This is a genomic window from Parasphingomonas puruogangriensis, assembly GCF_036663635.1.
Classification (GTDB): domain Bacteria; phylum Pseudomonadota; class Alphaproteobacteria; order Sphingomonadales; family Sphingomonadaceae; genus Sphingomonas.
On the sequence record NZ_JAXOJI010000001.1, the window covers coordinates 1091173 to 1115514 of the forward strand.

Consider the following 24342-nt stretch of genomic DNA (forward strand, 5'->3'; position numbering starts at 1 on the left):
GTCAAGCAATGCCGAGCGCGATCGTAGCCGGTGGTGGCGTCTCGGGACTGGCGGCCGCTATCGGCCTGGTGCGCGCGGGCTGGAGCGTTTCGGTCTACGAGCGGGCTGCGACCGTGGAGCCGATGGGGGCGGCTTTGAGCCTGTGGCCGAACGCGATAGCGGCGCTCGACGAACTGGGCCTTGGCCAGACGGCGGCGGCGGTCGGCATGCCGATCAGCGCCATGTTGCTGGCCGACCAGCGCGGCAACGCCATCATCGGACCGCGCCCGGTTCCTCTTGGCGCCGTGATGATCACTCGAACGGCATTGCAGCACCTGCTCGTGGAGGCGCTGGACAGCGAACGCTTGCAGCTCGGCCGATCCATTCTCGCCGTCGAGCAGTCACGCGCCGGCGTGACCGTCGAATTGGCAGACGGCGCGTGTGCATCCGCCGACCTGTTGGTGGACGCAGGCGGCATCCGCTCGGTCGTCGATGTGGCCCTTGCGGCGCGTCAGGCCACGTTCTCAGGCTATGGTGGCGTGCTCGCACTGTCGGAGAGTGTCGGTGGCAGCCTGAAGGGTCTTGCTGCCGAATATTGGGGATGGGGCGAGCGGTTCGGCGTGTTCGAACTACCGCAACAGCGGCGATACTGGTTCTACATGCGCGACCAATCGGCGACGTGCGCGACGCCGACGCATGAGCAGGTGACGGCCCGGGCCGCCGGTTGGCCGTCCTCGATCACCGAAGCGATCGCGGCCACGTCGCCCGAACGGCTGGTCCCCTTCGTGATCCATGCAAAGCGGGCACCGGATCGGATGGGAAATGGTCGTGTCATCTCGATCGGCGATGCCGCGCATGCGATGGAACCGAATCTCGGCCAAGGCGCATGCCAAGGCCTCGAGGATGCCGTGGCGCTGATGACAGTCGCATCGCTCGAGCCCGCGGCGATGCTCGCCGCCTTCGAGGCGCTGAGACTGAAGCGGGTCAGGATGGTGGTGCGTCGATCAGCGGAAGGACGCCACGGCGCGCATGGCCCGCGGCTGATGCAGATGCTCGCGCGAACGGTACTGCGAGCCATGCCCGCAAGCATTAACGAGCGCGTGATACGCGCAGCGCAGACCATGCCGGACTATGCCGATGCTGCGCGCCATGCGCTGCAATCGCCCCGCTCACCGCCGGCAGCGTTCAAACTCCCCGAAGAGCAATTGGAATGATGTCGCGCGTGGGGATGCAAGCCGGAGCGGGTGCGATCAATTGTCGCCGGACACCAGATTGCCCAGCCCGTGGCGGTGCAGCTTCGAATACAGGCTCTGCCGGCTCACGCCGAGCACTTCCGCCGCCGAGGCGCGGTTGTCCGACGTGTAGGTCAGCGCCGCTTCGATGCACAGCCGCTCGATCAAATCGGTGCTCTCGCGCACGATCTCTTTCAGCGACATGCGCCCGACCAATTCGGTCAATTGCTCGACCGAGCGCGGCGCATCGTTCAGCGCAAGCGGGGGCTGGCGCAGGCGACGGCCGACATGGCGAATGGTGAAGCCATAGCAATCGCTGCCGTCCATCGGCGCGACCACGCCCGACACCTCGATCTCCGCCTGCGCGCCGGCAGCGCCGCGCAGGATAGTGGCGACGTTGCGCACCGCGCCATGCTCGCGCAATTGCGCGACGATCAGTTCGAGGTCGATCCCCGGACGGCCGAGCCAAGCGCCGAGCCGCACGCCCGTGACGCGCTCGATCGAGGGCATTTCGGCAAGCTCGACAAAGGCGGCATTGGCGGTGAGCACGACCAGGTCGCGATCCACCAACACGAAGGCGTCGGGCATCCGTTCGACGACGTCGGTCAACATCGCATCGTAGCGATGACCGGCGGTGACGATCTGGTCGGGATCGATCCGCACGATGAGCATCGGCTGGCGCGCCTGGCGAAACAGGCGGGCCGACACGCGCATCTCGGCGCGCCGTGCGCCGACCCGCAGCGTGATCGGCGCTAGATCGTCGGCGACTTCAGCGGCGCCCAGATACGCGACGAGATCGTCGCGATCGGCAGTATCGACGATGCCGTTGACCGGTGTGCCCAGCAGCGCGCCATCGGCGGCATCGAGCAGGCGGTGCGCCGCCGGGTTGGCTTCGCGGATACGGCGCGTGTCGGCGTCGACGATCAGCACCGCATCGGAGGCCATGTCGAACAGTAGCCGGTAACGCGTCTCGGCCTGGCGCAGGCGGATGTAATCACGCTCGAGCGATTGCTGCGTCTGCAGCAAGCGCTGCTGCACCGCCGCCGCGCCGCGCATGTCGCGCCCGATCGCGATCAGCCGATCGCCTTCGCCCAGCGTCATCACGAGATACCGTACGGGCACGTCGCCGCCCGCCGCCGCATGATTGACCTGGCGCCAGCGCGGTGCACCCGTGACGCACGCCGCGGCGAGCATCTCGGCGACCTTGGGCCGGCTTTCTACGGTCATCGTGCTGGCCCAGGGCTCGCCGAGCCAGCCGGCAAAACCATGATTGGCAAGGTCGCCCTGCGATACAGCGATGTCCAAAACCGTGCCGTCGGCAGCAAGGATGAATGCGACATCGCCCACTGCGGCAAGCAATGACGCGGCGACACTAGCGGACAGCGGCCCCGGCAATGTGTCGGGCTTGGTGAAGGCCGTTGGGGCGGACGAGGCGAAAGGCTTGTTCATCGACGAGCGTCGCGCTCCAATATGCGAGATCAACTATATGCCGCGGCCCCCCATGCGCGTTCGCGAACGAGCTCCCCGGCAATCTTCAACGCAAGCTTCGCATCGCGGGCGGTGCCATCGGCCCCGACCTGATCGGCAAGATCAGGATCCGCACTGAAAATCCTGCCACCGACCATCACGCAGAGCTGTGGATTGCGCGAAACGTTCCGCAGCGCAGCAATAGTCGATGTCAAATCCGCGATATGGCAGTCACAACTGATCGTCAATCCGACCAGATCGTAATGATCTTTTGCAACGCAGCGTACCAGATCCGCAGTTTCCGCGTCGGCCATCCGGTGGGTCGACCAGCCGCCGCGGCGGAACACCTCGTCGATCACCACCATGCCGAAACTATGCTGGTCGCCCGGCATCGACGCGAACAGCGCGTGGCGTGGGGCAGTGTCAGGTGCGCGATCGCTCGGCCCACGCGCGGCGATCTCGTGCACCACTTCCTGCAACCGCCATAAGCCCATCGTCACATCGACGAAATCGCAGCGATCGGCCTCCCAATATTCCCCGAGCAGCCGCGCTGCGGGGGCTAGCAGATCGACCATCACGGTCTCCACCGCGACGCCACGATCGAGGATCGCCTCGATATGGGCAAGCAGCGCATCGGCATCGATCTGCATTACCAGCGGCGCGAACGCGGCGATTTCGGCAACGTCGACCGGCTGTTCACTGGCGGGCGACCGTGCCGCGGCGACGCCAGCATGCGCAGCGATCAGACGTGGGATAATCTCGCGCTCAATCAGAGAAGACAACGACTGCGCATGGTCTCGATCGAATTGCATCCTGAAGGCAGCAAGTCGTTCGTCACCCCCGGCATAGTCGCGCGCCGATGGCAGTCCAGAACCGCCCTGGCCGGCACGCGCATAGTGGGTCATCGATGCCATACCGGCTCTCCCCAGCCTGGTCGCCACGTCGCAAATACTGGCCGGAACACGATTAATCCGAGTCTCCGGCGACTCGTAACCTATGCCTGCATCACCGCTCTGACAACCGACAACCGTTGCTGCAGGGCAGCATGTGTCATTGATGTTGGACGTCAATTAATATTGACACTTCAATCGTCCAGCGCTTAATCTTGGCTCAAATAGAACGGGTAGGCGCAACGCGATGCGGGCGGATATTTCTTCCTTCGCCGAGAGAGACAGAGGCGCCGGCGCGCCGCTCTACACGCCCGACCAACGCCGCCGCCGCGACTCGTCACGCTGGACTTTGGTGCAGGGCGTATTGGCGCCGGTGCAGTTCCTGATCTTCCTCGTCAGCCTCGTTCTGGTGCTGCGCTACCTTACCCTCGGCGAGGGCGCTGCGGCGGCGACCGTGTCGATCGTGATCAAGACCTGCGCGCTGTACGCGATCATGATCACCGGCTCGATCTGGGAAAAGGTCGTGTTCGGCCGCTGGCTGTTCGCCCCGGCCTTCTACTGGGAGGATGTGTTCAGCATGCTCGTGCTGGCGCTGCACACCGCCTATCTCGTCATGTTGGTCGGTGATTTAGGCAGCGAGCGCGAGCGCATGCTGCTCGCGCTCGCTGCCTATGCCAGCTACGCGATCAACGCCACGCAGTTCGTGATCAAGTTGCGCGCCGCGCGGCTGCAGGCGGCGACACCAACGCTGGCGGTGGCAGGGTGACCCCGGCGTTGCCCGCCGCGCTGGGGTGCGACGCCCCGGTCTTGCGCGAGCGCGGGCAGCGCGAAGTATTTTGCGGCCTGACCGGCATCATCTGGCTGCATCGGAAAGTGCAGGACGCGTTCTTCCTTGTCGTCGGCTCGCGCACCTGCGCGCATCTGCTGCAATCGGCGGCCGGCGTGATGGTGTTCGCCGAGCCGCGCTTTGCCACCGCGATTATCGAGGAGCGCGATCTCGCCGGCATGGCCGATTGCAACGAGGAGCTCGATCGCGTGGTCGATCGCCTGCTTGCGCGGCGGCCGGAGATCAAATTGCTGTTCCTGGTCGGTTCCTGCCCTTCGGAAGTGATCAAGCTCGATCTCTCCCGCGCCGCCGCGCGACTGTCGGTCAAGCATACCGGCACGACCAAGATCCTCAATTATTCCGGCAGCGGCATCGAAACGACGTTCACCGAAGGAGAAGATGCCTGTCTCGCGGCGCTCGTGGCGGATGCCGCTGAGGACACGTCCGGCGTACCCAGCCTGATGATCGTCGGCGCACTGCCCGATGTCGTCGAAGACCAGTTCCTGCGACTGTTCGCCGAGCTTGGCATCGGCCCAGTTCATTCGCTGCCGGCGCGCCGGGCTGGCGCCATGCCGCCGGTCGGGCCGCACACCCGCTTCCTGCTCGCCCAGCCGTTCCTCGGCGAGACCGCGCGCGCGCTGGAAGATCGCGGCGCGGCGCGGCTCGATGCGCTGTTTCCGTTCGGCGCGGAGGGCACGACGCACTGGCTGCACGCCGCCGCGCAGGCGTTCGGCGTGGACGAGATGCATTTCCGCCGTACCATCGCGCCGGGCCGCGAGCGCGCCAAGCGCGCGATCGAGCACAGCCGCCCCCGTTTGGAGGGTAAGCGGATCACCTTTCTGCCCGATTCGCAGCTCGAAATTCCGCTCGCCCGCTTCCTCGCCACCGAACTCGGCATGCTGCCGGTCGAGGTCGGCACGCCTTATCTCCACCGCCGCCATCTTGCTCACGAACTGGCCTTGCTCCCGGCGGAGACCGTGCTCAGCGAAGGCCAAGACGTCGATAAGCAACTCGACCGGGTCCGCGTCGCACGGCCCGATCTCACGGTCTGCGGGCTCGGCCTTGCCAACCCGCTTGAGGCCGAAGGCCTGACCACCAAATGGGCGATCGAACTGGTCTTTTCGCCGATCCACGGCTTCGACCAAGCCGGCGACTTGGCCGAACTTTTCGCGCGACCGCTGCGGCGGCGCGATGTGTTGCGGGTATGAGCGGGCGTGCCCATCCTGCCGTTATCCCAGCCGAAGCCGGGATCTCGGGCGATGGCGCGGGGCGTGCGCCGCTTGAGACCCCAGCTTTCGCTGGGGTGACGATGGTTGGCAGATGCCGGGGTAGAACCCCATGCAGCTGACCGTGTGGACCTATGAAGGCCCGCCGCATGTCGGCGCGATGCGCATCGCGACAGCGATGGAAGGCGTGCATTACGTGCTCCACGCGCCCCAAGGCGACACCTATGCCGATCTGTTGTTCACCATGATCGAGCGCCGCGGCAAACGGCCGCCGGTCACCTACACCACCTTCCAGGCGCGCGATCTTGGCAAGGATACGGCCGAATTGTTCCAGCAGGCGGCGCGCGATGCGTTTGCGCGGTTCCAGCCGCAGGCGATGCTGGTCGGCGCTTCGTGCACCGCCGAACTGATCCAGGACGACCCTGCCGGGCTCGCCGAAGCGATGCGCCTCCCCTGCCCGGTCATCGCGCTCGAATTGCCGAGCTACCAGCGCAAGGAAAATTGGGGCGCAGCGGAGACCTTTTACCAGCTGGTGCGCAAGATGTGTGCTGTTTCAAATTCCTCTCCCGACGGGGGAGGAATTAAAAAGGCCAACATCCTCGGCCCCACCGCGCTCGGCTTCCGCCACCGCGACGACGTGATCGAGATCCGCCGCCTGCTCGACACGCTCGGCATCGCGGTCAACGTCGTCGCCCCGCTTGGCGCCACGCCCGCCGATCTCGCCCGCCTGCCCGCGGCCGATTTCAACATTTGTCTCTATCCCGAAATCGCCGATACGGCGTGCCGCTGGCTCGAACGGCAATATGGCCAGAAAACCGTCCGCACCGTGCCCATCGGACACGCCGCAACGCGCGACTTCATCGCAGAGATCGCTGCGCTGGCCGGCGTAGATCCTGCACCGGCGCTCGACACCTCCAACCTCCCCTGGTGGAGCCGATCAGTCGACTCGACCTATCTCACCGGCAAACGCGTGTTCATCTTCGGCGATGCGACCCACGCCATCGCCGCCGCCCGTGTCGCGCAGGATGAGCTCGGCTTCGAGGTCGTCGGCCTCGGCTGCTACAACCGCGAATTTGCGCGCGATTTGCGCGACGCCGCCAAGCTGTACGGCGTGGAACCGCTGATCACCGACGATTATCTCGCGGTCGAGGAAGCGATCCAGGCGCTGCAGCCCGAACTTGTGCTCGGCACGCAGATGGAGCGTCACATTGCCAAGCGCCTGCGCATCCCCTGCGCGGTGATTTCCGCCCCCGTCCACGTGCAAGACTTCCCCGCGCGCTACAGCCCGCAAATGGGCTTCGAGGGCGCGAACGTGCTGTTCGACACCTGGGTCCACCCGCTGGTCATGGGGCTGGAGGAACATCTGCTGACGATGTTTCGCGACGATTTCGAGTTTAGCGATGGCGCGGGGGCGAGTCATTTGGGTGGTTCTACTCCTCTCCCACTGGCGGAAGGGGCTGGGGGTGGGACTGCCGCCGCAGTGAGCGTTGCCGCGGAAACAGGCCCTCCCCTATCCCCTCCCGCCAGCGGGAGGGGGACTTGGTCGGCCGAAGCCGAGCGTGAACTCCTCAAAATCCCGTTCTTCGTCCGCGGCAAAGCACGCCGCAACACCGAGAAGTTCGCCGCCGACCGCAACCTTGCCACGATCACGCTGGACACGCTCTACGACGCAAAGGCGCATCATGCCCGCTAGCGCTCCTCGCTCCGACCGGGCTTCCGCCCCCCTCCACGTGGTCATTGTCACGCTCGACAATCATCTGTCGGGCGCTGCCGAACGCGCCGCCGCCCGCTTCGCGCAGGATGGTTCCGGTATAACCATCGGCTTCCACGCCGCGGCGGATTGGGACCGCGACGCCGGATCGCTCGATCGCTGCCTCGCTGATATCGCCCGCGGCGACATCGTCATCGCCACCATGCTGTTTCTCGACGATCACATCCGCGCCGTCCTCCCCGCGCTCACTGCGCGCCGCGAGGCATGCGCCGCGATGGTCGGGCTGATGTCGGGCAGCGAAGTGGTCAAGCTCACCCGGCTCGGTGACTATCGCATGGACAAGCCGGCGCGGGGCCCGCTGGCGCTGCTCAAGCGCCTCCGTGGTTCGGCCAAGCCCGGTGCCTCGTCCGGCGCCGGCCAGATGAAGATGCTGCGTCGGCTTCCCAAAATGCTGCGCTTCATCCCCGGCACCGCGCAGGACGTGCGGGCCTATTTCCTCACGCTGCAATATTGGCTGGCGGGCAGCGACGACAATGTCGTCGGCATGATCCAGGCCCTCGCCGGCCGCTATGCCGGCCACGCCACGCGCGCCGAGGCACCGCACGACTACCCGGATGTCGGCGTCTATCACCCCGCCCTTGCCGGCCGCATGGCCGAGCGTGCCGAGACCCTGCCCGGAACCAAGGCCACGCGCGGCACGGTCGGTGTCCTCATGCTGCGTTCCTATTTGCTCGGCCGCGATACCGGCCATTATGACGGGGTGATCGCCGCGCTGGAGGCGAAGGGGCTGCGCGTCATCCCCGCCTTTGCCAGCGGGCTCGATTCCCGCCCAGCGATCGAGCGCTTCTTCATCGCCGACGGCGCGCCGATCGTCGACGCGGTCGTCTCGCTCACCGGTTTCAGCCTGGTCGGTGGCCCCGCCTATAACGACGCTGAAGCGGCCGAGACGATGCTGGCCGCGCTCGACGTGCCGTATATCGCCGCGCACCCGCTCGAATTCCAATCGCTGCAGCAATGGGGCGCAAGCCGCCAGGGCCTGTTGCCGATCGAAGCGACGATGATGGTGGCGATCCCTGAGCTCGACGGCGCGGTGCTGCCCAGCGTGTTCGGTGGTCGTGCCGACGGGTCGGGCGCGTGCACCGGCTGCGCTCGGCACTGCACGTTCCCCGCTTCCAGCCTGACGCGCGAAATGCGCTCCTGCCCGGAACGCGCCGAAGCATTGGCCGGCAAGCTCGCCAAGCTCGTCGATCTGCGCCGCTCCGCACGCGCTGCGCGCAAGCTCGCCATCATCTTGTTCAACTTCCCGCCCAATGCCGGCGCCACCGGCACGGCGGCGCATCTCGCGGTATGGGAATCGCTCCATGCGACGCTCACCACACTGGCGGCGGAAGGCTATGCCGTCGATCTCCCCGCCGACGTCGATGCGTTGCGCGAGGCGGTGCTGCACGGCAATGCCGCGCGGTATGGCGCGGACGCCAACGTCCATGCCCGCATTCCCGCCGACGATCACGTCCGCCGTGAGCCCCATCTGGCGGCGATCGAAGCGCAATGGGGTCCAGCGCCGGGCAAGCAGCAAAGCGACGGCGGGGCGATCCAAGTGTTGGGCGCGCAATTCGGCCGGGTGTTCGTCGGCATCCAGCCCGCCTTCGGTTATGAAGGCGATCCGATGCGGCTGCTGTTCGAAGGCCGCTTCACGCCGACGCATGCGTTCAGCGCTTTTTATCGCTGGCTGCGCGAGGATTTCGCGGCCGATGCGGTGCTGCATTTCGGCACGCACGGCGCGCTGGAATTCATGCCCGGCAAGCAGGCCGGGCTGAGCGGGGATTGCTGGCCGGAACGCCTGATCGGTGACTTGCCGAATTTCTATCTCTACGCAGCGAACAACCCCTCAGAAGGTCTGATCGCCAAGCGCCGCTCGGGCGCGACGTTGATCAGTTATCTCACCCCACCGCTCGCCCAAGCCGGGCTGTACAAGGGGCTGAACGAGCTCAAAGCGTTGCTGGAACGGTGGCGCTCGTCGCCATCGGACGACGAGCGCGCGGCGCTGGAGCCGATGATCCGCACCCAGGCCGATGCGCTCGATCTTGCCCCCGCCCCTGTTCGTCTGGTCGGGGCGGTTCCGGCATTGGTCGTGCCGCCAGTGCCCCCCGCACCGGTCCAGGGCGACGAAGTCTGGGATTTGACCACGCTGTCCGCCCGCCTCTACGAAGTCGAGCGCGAACTCATCCCGCACGGGCTCCACGTCCTTGGCACGCCACTCTCCGATCAGACCCGCGCACAGATGATCGCGGCCGGCGCCGACGCCGATCTTTCGTCCACCAATGCCGAACTCTCCGCGCTTATCCACGCGCTCGACGCGCGCTATGTCCGCCCCGCCCCCGGCGGCGATGTCTCGCGCAATCCGAAAGTGCTGCCCACCGGGCGCAACATTCACGGCTTCGATCCCTTCCGCATTCCGGGCAGCTTTGCGCTGGCGCAAGGCAATGCGCAGGCCGATCAGGTCATTGCACGCCACATCGCGAGCGGCGCGGCCTTCCCGGAAACGCTGGCGATGGTGCTGTGGGGCACCGACAATCTCAAATCCGAAGGCACGCAGATAGCGCAGGCGCTGGCGCTGATCGGCGCGCGCCCGCGCTTCGATGGCTATGGCCGGCTGTCGGGTGCCGAATTGATACCGCTTGACGAACTGGGGCGGCCGCGGATCGACGTGGTCGTGACGCTATCGGGGATCTTCCGCGATCTGCTGCCGCTCCAGACCAGGATGATCGCCGAGGCCGCCTGGCTCGCCGCCACTGCCGACGAGCCGCTCGAGCAGAATTTCGTCCGCAAGCACAGCCTGATGCACGCCGCCCGCCACAATTGCGATCTGGAAACCGCGGCGCTGCGCGTCTTTTCCAATGCCGAGGGCGCATATGGCGCCAACGTCAACATGCTGATCGATGACGGCGCATGGAGCGATCCGGACGAAATCGCCGAAGTGTTCGAGCGGCAGAAAGGCTATGCTTATGGCCGCAGCGGCAACCCCGCGCGCCAGGCCGATCTGTTCAAGAGCGCGCTCGAAGGCGTCGATCTTGCCTATCAGAACCTCGACTCGGTCGAACTGGGCGTCACCGATATCGATCATTATGTCGACGCGCTGGGCGGCATCAGCCGCTCGATCACCCGCGCCAAGGGCAAGCCCGCGCCGATCTATATCGTCGATGCCACGCAAGGCGCCTCTAAGGTGCGCACGCTGACCGAACAGGTCGATCTCGAAACGCGCACGCGGATGCTCAATCCGCTGTGGTACGAAGGCATGCTCAAGCACGGCTTCGAAGGCGTGCGCAATATCGAGGCGCACGTCACCAACACGGTCGGCTGGTCGGCGACGACCGGCGAGGTCAGCCCGTGGATCTATCAGCGCATCAGCGAAACCTATGTGCTCGATGCCGCCATGCGCGAGCGGCTGGCCACGCTCAACCCCAAGGCCTCCGCACGCGTCGCCAACCGCCTGATCGAGGCCAGCGACCGCCAGTTCTGGGCCCCCGACGCCGCAACCCTGGCGGCACTGCACGCCGCCAGTGACGAACTCGAAGACCGCCTCGAAGGCGTCACCGCGGTGGCGGCATAAGGAAAAAACTGATGGCCCTGCTTGATCCTCCAACCCGTATTCGCGACACGATTGGCCTTGATGGCGACGGCAGCGTGCAGGTGCAGCTCGATCCTGCCGATCGCATCGGCACCGCCAAGGTGTTCGCGGTCTATGGCAAGGGCGGGATCGGCAAGTCGACTACCTCGTCCAATCTTTCCGCCGCCTTCTCGCTGCTGGGCAAGCGCGTGCTGCAGATCGGCTGCGACCCCAAGCATGACAGCACCTTCACGCTGACCAAGAAGCTCATGCCGACGGTCATCGACGTGCTCGAAACCGTCGAGTTCCATGCCGAGGAACTGCGCCCCGAGGATTATATGTTCGAGGGCTATAACGGCGTGATGTGCGTCGAGGCGGGGGGCCCCCCGGCAGGGACCGGGTGCGGCGGCTATGTCGTTGGGCAGACAGTGAAGTTGCTCAAGCAGCATCATCTGCTCGAAGAGACCGACGTCGTCCTGTTCGATGTGCTAGGGGATGTGGTGTGCGGCGGCTTTGCCGCGCCGTTGCAACACGCCGAGCGTGCGGTCGTCGTCGCGTCGAACGATTTCGACAGCATCTTCGCGATGAATCGCATCGTCGCGGCGATCAAAGCCAAATCGAAGAATTACGACGTGCGCATGGCTGGCGTGATCGCCAATCGCTCCGCCGCGACCGACGAGATCGATCGCTTCAACGCCGCAACGGGGCTCAAGACGCTGGCGCATTTCCCCGATCTCGATGCCATCCGCCGTTCGCGGCTCAAGAAATGCACCTTGTTCGAGATGGAGCAGACGCCTGAGGTCGCCGCGGCGTGCGACGAATATAAACGGCTCGCCGCGACGATGTGGGCCGGCTGCCCCGCGCTCGACGCCGAACCGATGAAGGATCGCGACATCTTCGAATTCCTGGGGTTCGAATGATGGCCAGCGCTTTCCCCTCCAGTTACGATGATCGCCGTGGCCGGCTAGAAGACTATTTCGATCGCACCGCATCGAAGACTTGGCAGCGGCTGACCTCCGAGGCGCCGGTCAGCGGCATCCGCGCCACCGTCCGCGCCGGACGCAACCGCATGCGCGACACGTTGCTGTCCTGGCTGCCCGCTGACATGACCGGCTTACGGTTGCTCGACGCCGGCTGCGGCACCGGCGCGCTGGCGGTGGAAGCGGCGCGCCGCGGCGCATCGGTCGTAGCGATCGACGTCGCCGGCAGCCTCGTCACCGTGGCGCGCGATCGCGCGCCTGATGGCCTGGCGATCGACTGGCGCGTCGGCGACATGCTCGATCCGGCGCTCGGCCAGTTCGATCACGTCGTCGCGATGGACTCGCTGATCCATTACACGAGCTCCGACATCGTCAGCGTGGTGCACGGGCTGATCGAGCGTACCAGCGGTTCGCTGCTCTTCACCTTTGCCCCGGCCACGCGCCCGCTAGTGGCGATGCACACGGTGGGCAAACTGTTCCCGCGCGCCGACCGCGCGCCGGCGATCGAGCCAGTGCGCGAACGGCTGCTGCGCACGTTGCTGACGCACGCCATCCCGCACGCGCGGATCGCGCGCGACATGCGCATCGCTAGCGGCTTTTACACCAGCCATGCGCTGGAGCTGCGCACCGCATGAGCCGCTTCGCCGCCTTGACCAACGGCACGTTCTGGAACCGGCTGGGCAGCCGTTTCCTGCCGTTCGCCGATGCGGCAACCGAAGATCTGCCGCTGGGCCGGATCCTGCGGCTGTCCCTGTTCCAGGTCTCGGTCGGCATGGCGGCGGTGTTGCTCACCGGGACGCTTAACCGCGTGATGATCGTCGAACTCGGCATGTCCGCCAGCCTGGTCGCGGCGATGGTTTCGCTGCCCTTGCTGTTCGCGCCGCTGCGCGCGCTGATCGGCTTCAAGTCCGATCATCACGGCTCGGTGTTGGGGTGGAAACGCGTGCCCTATATCTGGTTCGGCACGTTGCTGCAGTTCGGCGGGCTGGCCATCCTGCCCTTCGCGCTGCTGGTGATGACGGGCACCGGCACCGGCCCCGCCCTGATCGGGCAGATCTGCGCCGCCATCGGCTTCCTGCTGGTCGGCGCGGGGATGCACACCACGCAAACCGCGGGCCTCGCGCTCGCCACCGATCTCGCGCCCGAACACGCCCGCCCACGCGTCGTCGCCTTGCTATACGTGATGTTGCTGGCGGGCATGATGGTCAGCGCGATCGTCATCGGCCAATTGCTGGCCGATTTCACCCCCACCAAGCTGGTGCAGATCGTGCAGGGCGCCGCCGCGCTGACCATGATGCTCAACCTGATCGCCTTGTGGAAGCAGGAAGCGCGCAACCGGACCGCGACCACCGGTCGCGCCACCACGCCGGCGTTTGGCGACGCCTGGAGGCACTTCATCGCCCGCCCGCGCACCTTGCGATTGCTCGTCACCGTGGGTCTGGGCGCGGCGGCGTTCAGCATGCAGGACGTGTTGCTCGAGCCATATGGCGGCCAAATCCTCGGCCTGTCGGTCGGCGCGACCACCGCGCTGACGGCGTTATGGGCGCTCGGCATGCTCGGCGGCTTCGCGCTGGCCGCCCGGCAACTCGGTGAAGGCGACGACCCGCACCGGCTGGCCGGGTTTGGCGGCGTGCTTGGCATTGCCGCCTTCCTGTGCGTGATCTTCGCCGGGGCGTTGCAGGGGGTTGCCCTGCTCGGCATCGGCGCCGCGCTGATCGGGCTTGGCGGCGGGCTGTTCTCGGTCGGTACGCTGACCGCGGCGATGGCGATTACCGACGAGGACGCGCTCGGCGGCCGCACCGGGCTAGCTTTGGGCGCCTGGGGCGCGGTGCAGGCGACCTCCGCCGGGCTCGCCATCGCGCTTGGCGCGGTGCTGCGCGACGTGGTTTCGGCAGCGGCGGTCGCCGGCCAACTCGGCGTCACGCTGGCAAGCCCAGTCACCGGCTATGCCGCGGTCTACGGTATCGAGATCGTACTGCTGCTCGGCATGCTCGTCGCGCTCGGGCCGCTGGTGCGGGGCAGTTCGGCCGCCATACCCCGTTTCGGCCTCAGCGAATTTCCGATTTGAAAGGGCACGCTCCATGAACCCGCATCTCACATCCGGCATCGACGTCGCCCTTCTGGTCTTCTGGGCGTTCGTCTTGTTTTTTATCTGCTTGGTCTTTTATCTTCGCCGTGAAGATCGCCGTGAAGGTTATCCGCTGGAAGACGAAATGAGCGGGCGGCTCGATACCGCCGGCGGGCCGATGCACACCGCCTCGACCAAGTCGTTTCTGCTGCCGTTCGGCCATGGCCGCGTGACCGCGCCGACCAAGGGGCGCGAGCCGGTCGACATCGCGGCGCTCCGGATCGATCGCTTCGCCGGTGCGCCTTATGCGCCGACCGGCAACCCACTGGTCGACGGGATCGGCCCGGCAGCCTGGGCCAACCGCGCCAAACGCCCCGATGTTGATATGGACGGGCATCCGCGCATCGTGCCGCTCAGCGCCGCGGCGGGCTTCGCCATCGCCTATAAGGACCCCGATCTGCGCGGCTGGCTGGTGGTCGGCGCGGATAACGCGGTAGCGGGCAAGGTGACCGAATTGTGGATCGACCGATCGGATCGGTTGATCCGCTATCTGCAGGTAGCGCTCGACGGGGCATCGCTCGAGGGGGGATCGCTCGACGGGGGATCGCTCGACGGGGGATCGGTGCTCGCGCCGATGATGATGGCCAAGGTCGATCGCCGCCGCCGTCGCGTGGTGATCGATGCCGTGCTTGCCAGTCAATTCGCCGCAGCGCCGCGGATCGAGGCGAGCGACCACATCACGCTGTACGAGGAGGAGCGCGTGCAGGCCTATTTCGGCGGCGGCTATCTCTACGCCACCCCGGATCGGCAGGAGCCGCTGATATGATCGAACATGACGACGAGCCGATCCCCGGCCTGCCGGGGCTGCTGCCGCCGGGCGAGCGCATCCTGTGGCAGGGCGCACCCGATTGGCGCGTGCTGGCGCGCACCGCTTTCCACACGCGGCTGATCGCCGGTTACTTCGCGCTTTTGGTCGCCTGGGCGCTGATCAGCGCCATGCTGCAGGGCATCCGGTCACCCGGCGATCTGGTCGGCGTGGCGATGACGATCATCGCCGGGATTATCGGCGTTGCGCTGTTGCATGTGCTGGCCTGGGGCGCCGCCCGCACCACCATCTATACGTTGACCAACCGCCGCATCGTGCTGCGCATCGGCATGGCGCTGCCCAAATGCATCAACCTGCCTCTGGCGCTGGTCGGCGCGGTCGATCTGGCACGGCGCGGCGACGGATCGGGCGATGTTCCGCTGGCCGTTACCGGGCGGGCGAAGCTCGGCTATCTCGCCTTATGGCCCCATGCCCGGCCGTGGAAAATCGGCACGCCGCAGCCGATGTTGCGCGCGTTGCCCGATGCGGCAACGGTTGCCGCGCTGATTGCCCGCACGTGCCTTGCCGCCAATCCCGCCGGCCGGCTCGCTCCTGTGGACAGCGACGCGCAACCGGCGGCCGGCTTCGCCGAGGCGCAGGCGGCGTGAGCAAGGCCCCCGCCTCTCCCGACATGGTGCCGCGCAACACCTTGATTGCCGCCGGCGGCCTGGTGCTGTTTGCACTGGCGGCGACGAGCATCGTGCGGATCGCCGGCATCGCGCCCGCTGCCTCGCCCGTGCTGCTGCGCGAGCAGGCGCGCATTGCACCGGTCAAGACACGCGCGCTGCGCTTCATCGATCGTGCCGACGGCGCGGTGGTGATCGTCGATGTACGCGGCGGCACGGCGGCGGTGATCGCGCCGGGCGAAAAGACCGGCTTCGTCCGCGGCGTGATGCGCGGGCTGGCGCGCGAGCGGCGCGCGCATGGCATCGGCGACGGCCCGCCCTTCACGCTGACGTTGTGGCGCGACGGTGAACTCTCCCTAACCGACACCGCCACGGGTCGCGCGATCGAGCTGACCGCGTTCGGATCGACCAACCGCGCGACCTTTGCCGCCTTGCTCGATGCCAAGGGCCCCACGGCATGAGCGCGCTCACCCGCACCCGCTTCGACACGCCATGTCGGATCGAGATCGAGCATAGCGACGAGTTCCTGTGCGCGCATGTCGAGCTTGCCGGCGACGTGGCGATCGGTCCGGGCGACCGCGTGCGCGTGCACGGCGCGCCGATCAGCGTCGGCTTCGGCGAACGCCGCGTGGTCGAACGGCTCGCCACGGTCGAACGCGCCGGCTGGCCCGAGCGACTGTGGACCAAGTTTGCCGGCCATTTCGCCATGGCCGAACTCTACGAAGTGAGCTTTTCCGATCGGACGATAGCATGAACGCGATCACGCCCATCACCCCTGCCCCCGCGACGCCAGCCAACACGCCAGCCGCCACGCCGGCCGACACGCTAGCCATCGCGCGCGAGGACACCGTCCTGTCGCCGCGCTTCTACACTACCGATTTCGCCGCCATGGACAGGATAGACGTGACGCCGGTGCGCGCCGAATGGGATGCGCTGATCGCCGAAATGGCCGCCGACCCGAACAAATTGCATTTCAAGCGCACCGCAGCGTTCGACGGCGTGATCGAAAGCCTGCCGGACGAACTGCGCGCCGAATTCACCGACTTCCTAGTCAGTTCGCTGACCGCCGAATTCTCCGGCTGCATCCTCTATGCCGAGATCGCCAAGCGGGTGACCAATCCCGACATCAAGCAGTTGTTCAGGCTGATGAGCCGCGACGAAAGCCGCCATGCCGGCTTCATCAACGATACGCTGAAGGATGCCGGCATCGGCGTCGATCTCGGCTTTCTCACGCGGACCAAGAAATACACCTATTTCCGCCCGAAATTCATCTTCTACGCGACCTATCTCAGCGAGAAGATCGGCTATGCGCGCTACATCACGATCTACCGCCATCTGGCCGCGCACCCGGAACTGCGCTTCCACCCGATCTTCGACTGGTTCGAACTGTGGTGCAACGACGAGTTCCGCCATGGCGATGCCTTCGCCATCCTGATGCGCACCGATCCCAAATTAGTCAGCGGCATCAACACCTGGTGGATCCGCTTCTTCCTGGTCGCGGTGTACGCCACGATGTATGTGCGCGATCACAATCGCCCGGCATTCCACAAGGCGCTGGGGATCGATCCGAGCGACTATGACGCGCGCGTTTTCACCGTCTGCTCGGCGATCACCCGGCAAGTGTTTCCCGTGGTGCTCGATACCGATGCGCCGCGCTTCCGCGCCGGGCTCGAACGGATGCGCCGCATTGCCGGCGCGATCGATGCGGCCAAGGCGCAGGGCGGCGTGATCGGCAGCGTAAAGCGCGTCGGCCTGATCGGCGCTGCCGCCGCCAGCTTCGCCTGGCTTTATCTCACCCCGGTCAAGCGCAACACCGCGCCCGCCGCCGTGCGGCTGGTGCCGGCCTGGTGACCATTCCCCCGCTCCTGTTCGCGCTGCTCATGTGGTTCATCGGCACTGGCGCGGTGGTGTGGCTCGACAGCCGCCCGGCGCATACCTTTCGTACCAGCCTGACACTTGCCGGGCTGGTGGCGATCGCCGCGCTGGGCCTGGTCTGGGCCCAGGCCGACGATGCCAGCGCCGGCGGCGCCTATGTCGGCTTCGGCGCGGCGATCGTGATCTGGGGCTGGCACGAGATGAGCTTCCTGATGGGGCATGTCGCCGGGCCGAACCGTGCCGAATGCCCGCCGGGCGCGACCGGCTGGGCGCGGTTCAGCGCCGCGACCGCCACCGTGATCCACCACGAACTGGCCATCGCCGCCACCGCGATATTGCTCTTCGCGCTGACCTGGGACGCGCCCAACCAGGCGGCGCCGCTGACTTTCCTGTTGCTGTTCGCGCTGCGGCTATCGGCCAAGTTCAACCTGTATCTCGGCGTGCCCAATCTCAGCGACGAAGTGTTTCCGGCACATCTCGCCTATCTCAAAAGCTATTTCCGCAAGCGCCGCTTGAACGCGCTGTTTCCCTTCTCGATCCTGTTCGGCAGCGGCATTGCCGTGTGGGCGTGGATCAGCGCGGAAACGGCGCCGGCGGGCAGCGGCGCCTCGGCCAGCGCGACCTTGCTCGCCGGGCTGGCCGTGCTCGGCGTGGTCGAGCATCTGTTTCTGGTCCTGCCGTTGCGCGATGCGAAAATGTGGCGCTGGGCTTCGAATGCACGAGCGGCGGAAGCCGCCATTACCGACCGAGGGGGGATCGCATGAATTACGAAGCATTTTTCGAGACCGAACTGGCCACGCTCAAGGAGGATGGCAATTATCGCATCTTCGCCGAGCTCGAGCGCAAGGCCGGCGCCTTCCCCGCCGCCGAGCAGTTCGTCGACGCGGTGCGCCGCCCGGTGACGGTGTGGTGCTCGAACGATTATCTCGGCATGGGGCAGCACCCGACGGTGCTCGACGCGATGCATGAAACGCTCGATCGCTGCGGCGCCGGCGCCGGCGGCACGCGCAACATTTCCGGCACGACGCACAGCCATGTGCTGCTCGAGGCGGAACTCGCCGACCTGCACGGCAAGGAAGCGGCGTTGCTGTTCACCAGCGGCTATGTCTCGAACTGGGCGGCGCTGGGCACGCTCGGCGCACGGCTGCCGGGCTGCGTGATCCTGTCCGACGCGCTCAACCACGCTTCGATGATCGAAGGCATCCGCCACAGCCGCGCGGAAGTGCAGAAATTCATCCACAATTCGCCCGAGGATCTCGATCGGCGCCTCGCCGCGCTCGATCCGTCGCGGCCCAAGCTCGTCGCCTTCGAAAGCGTCTATTCGATGGACGGCGATATCGCGCCGATCGCCGAGATTCTCGACGTGTGCGAGGCGCATGGCGCGATGTCCTATCTCGATGAAGTGCACGGCGTCGGGCTGTACGGCCCGCGCGGCGGCGGGATTGCCGAGCGCGACGGTCTGATGGACCGGGTCACGGTGATCGAGGGGACGCTGGGCAAGGCGTTCGGCGTGATGGGCGGTTATATCGCAGCCTCGGCGGCGTTGTGCGATTTCGTGCGCAGTTTCGCCAGCGGCTTCATCTTCACCACCGCGCTGCCGCCCGCGCTTGCCGCCGGCGCTGCCGCCAGCATCCGCCATCTCAAGACCAGCGAGATCGAGCGCATCAAGCATCGCGACCGCGTCGCCAAGGTGCGCCGCCGGCTCGACGCGATCGGCATTCCGACGCTCGACAATCCCAGCCACATCATCCCGGTGATGGTCGGCGATGCGCACAAGTGCAAACGGATCAGCGATTGGCTGCTGGAACATCACGGTATCTACGTGCAGCCGATCAACTACCCGACCGTGCCGGTGGGCACCGAACGCCTGCGGCTGACGCCGTCGCCGGTGCATAGCGACGACGATATCGACAAATTGGTAAGCGCGCTCAGCGAGATCTGGTCCCAATGCGAACTCGCACGGCGCGCGCTGGCGGCGTGAGGCCGGCCACTGGCAATCGCTCGCCTCCAGGTCGTTAGTTCACCGCTTTCGTCCAGCCCCTTCGTCACCCCTGCGTAGGCAGGGGCCTATCGCTCTCTCCTCCAGTCCACCGCTTGGGGAAACAGAGATGGGCCCCTGCCTGCGCAGGGGTGACGGATCGTAGGTTTCGCAAGCACCCAAGTTCACGTGAACCGAGATCAGTCTTGCAATTGCCGGTGCAGCCGCCAGCGGCCCAGCGCCACGGCGGCGATCACCAGCGGTACGGTGATCGCGAGCGCGACATCGTGCCGCACGCCCGGTAGCGCGGACAGCAGGTAGCCGACCAGAGCGACGAGATAATAGCTGATCGCCACCACCGAGAGCCCCTCGACCGTCTGTTGCAGCCGCAATTGCAATTTGGCGCGGCGGTCCATCGACAGGAGCAGGTCGCGATTTTGCTTGCTCAGCGCGATATCGATCCGCGTGCGCAGCAATTCGCTGGTCCAGGCGGCGCGCTGCGAGAGATCTTCGAGCCGCGCCGAAAAAGAGGCGCAGGTGCGCACTGCGGGCACCAGCCGCCGCTCTGTGAAATCGGCCAATGTCTGATAACCGCGCACCGCGCCGATGCACAGGCTGGCGAGGCGATCGGTGCTGAGCTGCGAATAAGCGCGCGTCGCGCTCATCCGATAGCGCGTTTCCGCTACCAGGCGGGCGAGCTCGGCCGAGAGATAGGTCAGTTCGTCGAGCAGCTGATCGTCCTGCGAGGTACGCTCGGACACCGCCTGGGTGAGTTCGGCGAGCCGCGCTTCGAGCTTGCTCACGCTCGGCGTCAGCCGCTGCGCGAGCGGCAGGCCGAGCAGCGCCATGTTGCGATAATTGCCCAGTTCCTGCAGCCGCATGACGAGCTGGGCCGGCTCGTCGCGCTCCAAGCCGCGATCCAGCACCAGCAGCCGGCCATAGCCATCGTCATTGAGCCGAAAATCGGACACGATGCGCGCCGTGCCATCGGCCACATCGCACACGATGGTCGCTTCCGCGGCAAACCAACGGTCGAGGTCTGCGGGACGCGGATCGGTCGGGGCGCCGGCGGTCAGCGCGATCTGCGTGGCGCGGATGATCGCGCCCGGCATGTCCGTCAGCACGGTCGCCAGCGCGGGCTCGAACAAGGCGGGGTCGAACGGCGCGTCGAACGCCCCGGGGCGCAACAAGGTGTAAGTGGCGAATTCGGTGTGGCGCTCCCACACCAAGACGATCTCGCCCAAGGCGAGCACGCCATATTTGCCCGCCAGCGGCACGATCGCGCGCGCGCTGTTGCTCAGAGCCTCGATATGATGGCGGGCGGCGTCGGCCGTGGCTTCCTCGAGCACCGTGACGATCTGCATCAGCCGGCACGGCGCGGCGAAGCGCGGCAGCCGCCGCAGATGCATTTCCTCCGACAAAGCGGCGCGCAATTGGTGGTCGCGCATCATCGTCCGTCGACCGGCGCCGCACGGTGCCGCGCCGGCAGCGGCGCGGCCCGGGTCATTTCTTGCCGGTCATGGCCGCCGGCTGGGCGAACGCCGCGGGCACCGCGGTGCCGGCCCCCGGCCCGCCCTCCGGCGTCGCGCTGGGCTTTGCCGCCCCCCACAGGATCGGCGCCTGCGCGATCATGCTGACTCCACCCAGCGGCTTGGACAGGCGCTGATGGCAGGTGGTGCAATTGACCTTATAGGGATCGCCATGCGGCCCCTTGCGATTGGCCGGGAACACCGACTGCAACGAGGTGATGTAATTCTCGTTGACGTCGCGGACCATGCGGATGCCGTAATAGGCCGTGCCACGCTGGGCACTGCTGAGGTTCCAGGCACGGAACGACTGGCTGTTGTGGCAATAGGTGCAATTGACGCCGAGCGCCGAGCTGATGTGCATCATCAGCCCGTAGGATTGCTCGGCATCCTTGATCGACACGATATGCTTCGAACTGGGAAACGCGCTGCTGCTTGCCACGCGGATTTGGCCCTTGCCGGCGAGATATTGCGCGAATGGATCGTAAGGCAGCGACGCATAGCCGACATTCTGGTTGGGCGTATTCTGGCCATGCTTGTTGCGCAGCACCTTGCCCGGCTCCGGCGTTCCTTCGGCCAGCGCCCATTTATACTCCGGCACGGCGTTGCCGCGATGGCAGGTATAGCAGGTCACGCCGGTCTGCTTGACGTGGCTGGCCCAACGCGAATTGATGTTCTGCGTCATCTGCACCATGCGGCGCGCGACGATCTTGGTATATTTCTCGTCCGAGGCCATGTTCTCGGGATTGTGGCAATAACTGCAGCCTTCCGCGGGCGGGGCCACCCATTGGTTCATTTCGGCCATCAGATGGTCGAACCGTTCCTTGCTCAGCCCGCTCAGGACCTTGACGTTCTGATAGCTCTGCCCGGCGGTCGGGCCGCCATCGGGCGGCAGCGGATAGGGCGCCGGCGGGATTGCGGCGGCCTCCTGGATCGCGCTGACATCGACGATCTGTTCGAGCCCGGTGCCGCGAAAACCGGTCTGGGTCGATTGCTTGGGGCCGAGTTCGCAGCCGCCGAGCAGCAAGGCGGTGCCGGCGGCGGCGATGGTGACGATGCTTCTCATTGCGGCGCTCCCGGCAGCGATGCTGGATCGACGATGCCGGTGCCGGGATAGCTTGGCGCATAGCCGTGCAGCACCGCCCACAAATACCAATTATCGACCACCGTGCCGGTCAGCAGGATGCCAATCGCGCCGGTCAGCGGCGTCAGCACGGCAAACCACCAGGCCCAGCGATGGATCGATTCCGCGGTCGCGTTGAACCCCATCGTCCAGCGCCAGAACAACGCGCCGCGCTCGAACGCCGTGCCGCGATCGGTGATCTGTTCGATCTCGCGCTCGCTGCCATAGCGGCCGGTTGCCAGCACGGTGGCGCCGTGCATCGCGAACAGCATGGTCGAGCCGTAGAGGAAGGCGATCGAGAGGCAGTGGAACGGATTGTAGAACAGATTGCCGTAGCGGATCGAGAAAGCCGCGGTCCAATCGAGGTGCGGGAAGATGCCGAACGGCACCGCCTCGGCCCAGCTCTGCATCAGCAGCGGGCGAATGAAGCCCAATGTCAGGATCAGCAGGATGCCCGCGCCGAACGCCCAGGCGACGTGCGTGCCCATGCCGAGCGCGCGGGCGCGGGCGAAGGTGCGGGCCCACCACAGGATCAGCGCGCTGCTCATGAAGAAACCGGCCATCTGCCACCAGCCGCCCTCCGCCAGCGGCACGAGCAATTGGAAGCCCCATTGCGGGCCCGGCGGCTCGAGCGCGAGCCAGGGGAGTTGGCGGACGAACTGGATCGGATCCCAGCCGACGCTGGCGAACATGTTCAGCCCGATGATCTCGAATGCCGTGAAAGCGCAGATCAACGAGGCGATGCCGAGCTTGCCGAGATAGATCGGCCCGAGCTGCGCCGCGCCCAATTTGCCGGCCCAATAATTGTAGCTGCCCTGGCCCAGTCGCCGGAAACTACCCGGCGGCAGCAGCGGCCCCGCCTCGAGCGGGCCGCGGAGCTGCACTTGCGTGAACATGTTCTGATAGCGCGCCATCATACCCCCCTCAGGACCAGATCGGCAGGTTGAGCCACCACGTCCACCATTCGGGCCAGCCGCGTGTCCATAATGGCCCCGAGATGATGATGCAGATCGCGCTCCAGAAACCCGCGCTCAGGGCCAGGAACAGGCCCAGCCGGTGGATGCCGAGCGTGCCGATCGAATAGCCGATCGTGTCGCGGAAGAAGGCGTCTTCATATTCGGGCGACTTGACCGGCTCGCCCGGTGCCGGATTGACCGCGGACAGGACCAGAGCGCCGTGAAAGGCGAGCGCCCCGCCGGTGGTGAAGAAGAAGCTCACCGCCAGCATGTGCGCGGGATTGTAGTGGAAATGGAGGTATTGGTAGCCGGTGTTGGACACCCAATCGAGATGGCTGAAGATGCCGTAGGGGAAGCCGAAGCCCCACGCGCCGAGCAACCAGGGCCGGATCACCACCAGCGAGACATAGGCGAAAATCGCGAAGCCGTAGGCGAATGGCACATGATAGCCCATGCCGAGCTTACGACAGATCTCCACTTGCCGCAGCGCCCAAGAGACGAACGCGCCGATCGCGCAGAGCGTGATGATCTGGTAGAATCCGCCCTCGCGCAGCGGCGCCAGGCCGAGCCCGTAGGAAATGTCCGGCGGCGCGATACTGATCAGCCACGGATTCCAGGTCGGGCCAAGCGAGGCGGCGTAGAAGATCAAGGCGGTGCCAAGCGAGGCGCAGATCGCCGTCGTGACGCCGAAAAAACCGACATAAAAGGGGCCGACCCAGAAATCGAACAGGTCGCCGCCGATCAGCGTGCCCCCCCGCACCCGGTATTTCCGCTCGAAGCTTAGCAGCGCCATGGCATCTCTCCGTCCCCCGGCAGCGGCCGGGGAATCGCTATTAAGTCGTCATCAGGGGGCGAGGCCGCCGGCCCCGCCCGCCCGGATCCGCTAAGCGGCGAGTCAGGTGCCGACGGGCGCAGCGGTCGCGGTCGACGTCGCTGCTCCATTCGCGCCCGCCCGATGCGGACCATCCAGCCAGTTGAAGCGATCCGTGCTGAGCAGGATGAAGTGGATCAGCAAGGCAAGCACTAGCAGGAAGGTGAACAACGCGACGAGCGAGCGCCGCGGATCGAAAATCAGCCAGATTCTCCACATGATGTGGTTCCTCTCGTTAAAGTGAAGGAGTCAAAGCGCGTGGATCACAGCCAGGGCCGCCAGTTCCACACCAGCACGTGCGCGACGATCGCGACGACCGTGAAGATCAGGAAGCTCATCACGAAGAGCTTGTGAAATTCCTTGGCCTCTTCCGGAGTCAGGTAGGTTCCCGGCCCCATCCTTTCGTCTCTTTCTCTCAGGTCGCTCATTTTACGTCTCCGTTCTTCCCGACGAGGATAGGAGCGTGAAACTGCGCTCCCGGCATCCGCCCGGGCCGGATGCCCGATTGGATCTGGTGGTCGCGGCCGCCGCTTGGG

At 66.2% G+C, this 24342-nt stretch carries 23 protein-coding genes; 15 read left to right on the forward strand and 8 right to left on the reverse strand.

All coding sequences use genetic code 11. The features are described from left to right. The first annotated feature begins 8 nt into the window (after positions 1-8). A complete protein-coding gene (locus U1739_RS05390; protein WP_332704709.1) occupies positions 9-1193 on the forward strand; it encodes an FAD-dependent monooxygenase in 1185 nt (394 codons plus the stop codon). Positions 1194-1229: 36 nt separating this feature from the next. Here the strand turns inward: U1739_RS05390 and ppsR are convergent, their stop codons facing one another. Both ppsR and U1739_RS05400 read right to left on the reverse strand, forming a co-directional pair. Then, entirely contained in the window at positions 1230-2660 is a 1431-nt protein-coding gene (gene ppsR / locus U1739_RS05395) for a transcriptional regulator PpsR (protein WP_332704711.1), read from the reverse strand. A gap of 29 nt (positions 2661-2689) precedes the next feature. Beyond that, positions 2690-3748 carry a cobalamin B12-binding domain-containing protein gene (locus tag U1739_RS05400; RefSeq protein ID WP_332704713.1) on the reverse strand — a complete coding sequence of 353 codons (1059 nt, stop codon included), beginning with the start codon at positions 3746-3748 and terminating at the stop codon, positions 2690-2692. A gap of 67 nt (positions 3749-3815) precedes the next feature. Between U1739_RS05400 and bchF the strand changes: the two genes are divergently transcribed. The 14 genes from bchF to hemA all read left to right on the forward strand — a co-directional run bounded on the left by bchF (position 3816) and on the right by hemA (position 19333). Then, positions 3816-4334, forward strand: coding sequence for a 2-vinyl bacteriochlorophyllide hydratase (bchF, locus tag U1739_RS05405; RefSeq protein WP_332704715.1), 519 nt, complete (start codon positions 3816-3818; stop codon positions 4332-4334). Further along, positions 4331-5602 (forward strand): ferredoxin:protochlorophyllide reductase (ATP-dependent) subunit N, encoded by a 1272-nt coding sequence (locus U1739_RS05410; protein WP_332704717.1) that lies wholly within the window; start codon positions 4331-4333, stop codon positions 5600-5602. Before bchF ends, U1739_RS05410 begins: the two co-directional genes overlap by 4 nt. Positions 5603-5732: 130 nt before the next feature. Then, positions 5733-7313, forward strand: a complete 1581-nt coding sequence (bchB, locus tag U1739_RS05415) for a ferredoxin:protochlorophyllide reductase (ATP-dependent) subunit B (protein ID WP_332704719.1) — start codon at positions 5733-5735, stop codon at positions 7311-7313. Continuing rightward, positions 7303-10941, forward strand: a complete 3639-nt coding sequence (locus U1739_RS05420; protein ID WP_332704721.1) for a magnesium chelatase subunit H — start codon at positions 7303-7305, stop codon at positions 10939-10941. Before bchB ends, U1739_RS05420 begins: the two co-directional genes overlap by 11 nt. Before the next feature lie 11 nt (positions 10942-10952). Next, positions 10953-11858 (forward strand): ferredoxin:protochlorophyllide reductase (ATP-dependent) iron-sulfur ATP-binding protein, encoded by a 906-nt coding sequence (gene bchL, locus U1739_RS05425; RefSeq protein WP_332704723.1) that lies wholly within the window; start codon positions 10953-10955, stop codon positions 11856-11858. After that, a complete protein-coding gene (gene bchM, locus U1739_RS05430) occupies positions 11858-12553 on the forward strand; it encodes a magnesium protoporphyrin IX methyltransferase (protein WP_332704725.1) in 696 nt (231 codons plus the stop codon). Before bchL ends, bchM begins: the two co-directional genes overlap by 1 nt. Next, positions 12550-13986 (forward strand): BCD family MFS transporter, encoded by a 1437-nt coding sequence (locus U1739_RS05435; protein WP_332704726.1) that lies wholly within the window; start codon positions 12550-12552, stop codon positions 13984-13986. Before bchM ends, U1739_RS05435 begins: the two co-directional genes overlap by 4 nt. A gap of 13 nt (positions 13987-13999) precedes the next feature. Further along, positions 14000-14812, forward strand: a complete 813-nt coding sequence (gene puhA, locus U1739_RS05440; RefSeq protein ID WP_332704728.1) for a photosynthetic reaction center subunit H — start codon at positions 14000-14002, stop codon at positions 14810-14812. Next, positions 14809-15459: a photosynthetic complex putative assembly protein PuhB gene (puhB, locus tag U1739_RS05445; protein WP_332704730.1), complete on the forward strand. Its 651-nt coding sequence runs from the start codon at positions 14809-14811 to the stop codon at positions 15457-15459. Before puhA ends, puhB begins: the two co-directional genes overlap by 4 nt. Continuing rightward, positions 15456-15938 carry a photosynthetic complex assembly protein PuhC gene (gene puhC / locus U1739_RS05450; protein WP_332704732.1) on the forward strand — a complete coding sequence of 161 codons (483 nt, stop codon included), beginning with the start codon at positions 15456-15458 and terminating at the stop codon, positions 15936-15938. The genes puhB and puhC overlap by 4 nt, the downstream gene beginning before the upstream one ends. Then, the gene (locus tag U1739_RS05455) at positions 15935-16231 is read left to right on the forward strand and encodes an O2-dependent cyclase accessory protein (protein ID WP_332704734.1); all 297 of its coding nucleotides are present in this window, start codon (positions 15935-15937) and stop codon (positions 16229-16231) included. The genes puhC and U1739_RS05455 overlap by 4 nt, the downstream gene beginning before the upstream one ends. Then, positions 16228-17328, forward strand: coding sequence for a magnesium-protoporphyrin IX monomethyl ester (oxidative) cyclase (gene acsF / locus U1739_RS05460; protein ID WP_332704736.1), 1101 nt, complete (start codon positions 16228-16230; stop codon positions 17326-17328). Before U1739_RS05455 ends, acsF begins: the two co-directional genes overlap by 4 nt. After that, positions 17325-18116 carry a putative photosynthetic complex assembly protein PuhE gene (puhE, locus tag U1739_RS05465; RefSeq protein ID WP_332704738.1) on the forward strand — a complete coding sequence of 264 codons (792 nt, stop codon included), beginning with the start codon at positions 17325-17327 and terminating at the stop codon, positions 18114-18116. The genes acsF and puhE overlap by 4 nt, the downstream gene beginning before the upstream one ends. Then, complete coding sequence (gene hemA / locus U1739_RS05470; RefSeq protein WP_332704740.1) at positions 18113-19333, forward strand: 5-aminolevulinate synthase; 1221 nt, start codon at positions 18113-18115, stop codon at positions 19331-19333. The genes puhE and hemA overlap by 4 nt, the downstream gene beginning before the upstream one ends. A 197-nt stretch (positions 19334-19530) precedes the next feature. On the opposite strand, the gene U1739_RS05475 is transcribed toward hemA, so the two are convergent. The 6 genes from U1739_RS05475 to pufB all read right to left on the reverse strand — a co-directional run bounded on the left by U1739_RS05475 (position 19531) and on the right by pufB (position 24204). After that, positions 19531-20781 (reverse strand): DUF3422 domain-containing protein, encoded by a 1251-nt coding sequence (locus U1739_RS05475; protein ID WP_332704742.1) that lies wholly within the window; start codon positions 20779-20781, stop codon positions 19531-19533. Positions 20782-20833: 52 nt separating this feature from the next. After that, positions 20834-21922 carry a photosynthetic reaction center cytochrome PufC gene (pufC, locus tag U1739_RS05480; RefSeq protein ID WP_332704744.1) on the reverse strand — a complete coding sequence of 363 codons (1089 nt, stop codon included), beginning with the start codon at positions 21920-21922 and terminating at the stop codon, positions 20834-20836. Then, the gene (pufM, locus tag U1739_RS05485; RefSeq protein WP_332704746.1) at positions 21919-22893 is read right to left on the reverse strand and encodes a photosynthetic reaction center subunit M; all 975 of its coding nucleotides are present in this window, start codon (positions 22891-22893) and stop codon (positions 21919-21921) included. The genes pufC and pufM overlap by 4 nt, the downstream gene beginning before the upstream one ends. 10 nt (positions 22894-22903) lie before the next feature. Next, entirely contained in the window at positions 22904-23728 is an 825-nt protein-coding gene (gene pufL, locus U1739_RS05490) for a photosynthetic reaction center subunit L (protein ID WP_332704748.1), read from the reverse strand. Positions 23729-23830: 102 nt separating this feature from the next. Continuing rightward, positions 23831-24025 (reverse strand): light-harvesting antenna LH1, alpha subunit, encoded by a 195-nt coding sequence (pufA, locus tag U1739_RS05495; RefSeq protein WP_332704750.1) that lies wholly within the window; start codon positions 24023-24025, stop codon positions 23831-23833. Positions 24026-24069: 44 nt separating this feature from the next. Next, positions 24070-24204 (reverse strand): light-harvesting antenna LH1, beta subunit, encoded by a 135-nt coding sequence (pufB, locus tag U1739_RS05500; protein ID WP_332704752.1) that lies wholly within the window; start codon positions 24202-24204, stop codon positions 24070-24072. Between the last annotated feature and the right edge of the window lie 138 nt (positions 24205-24342).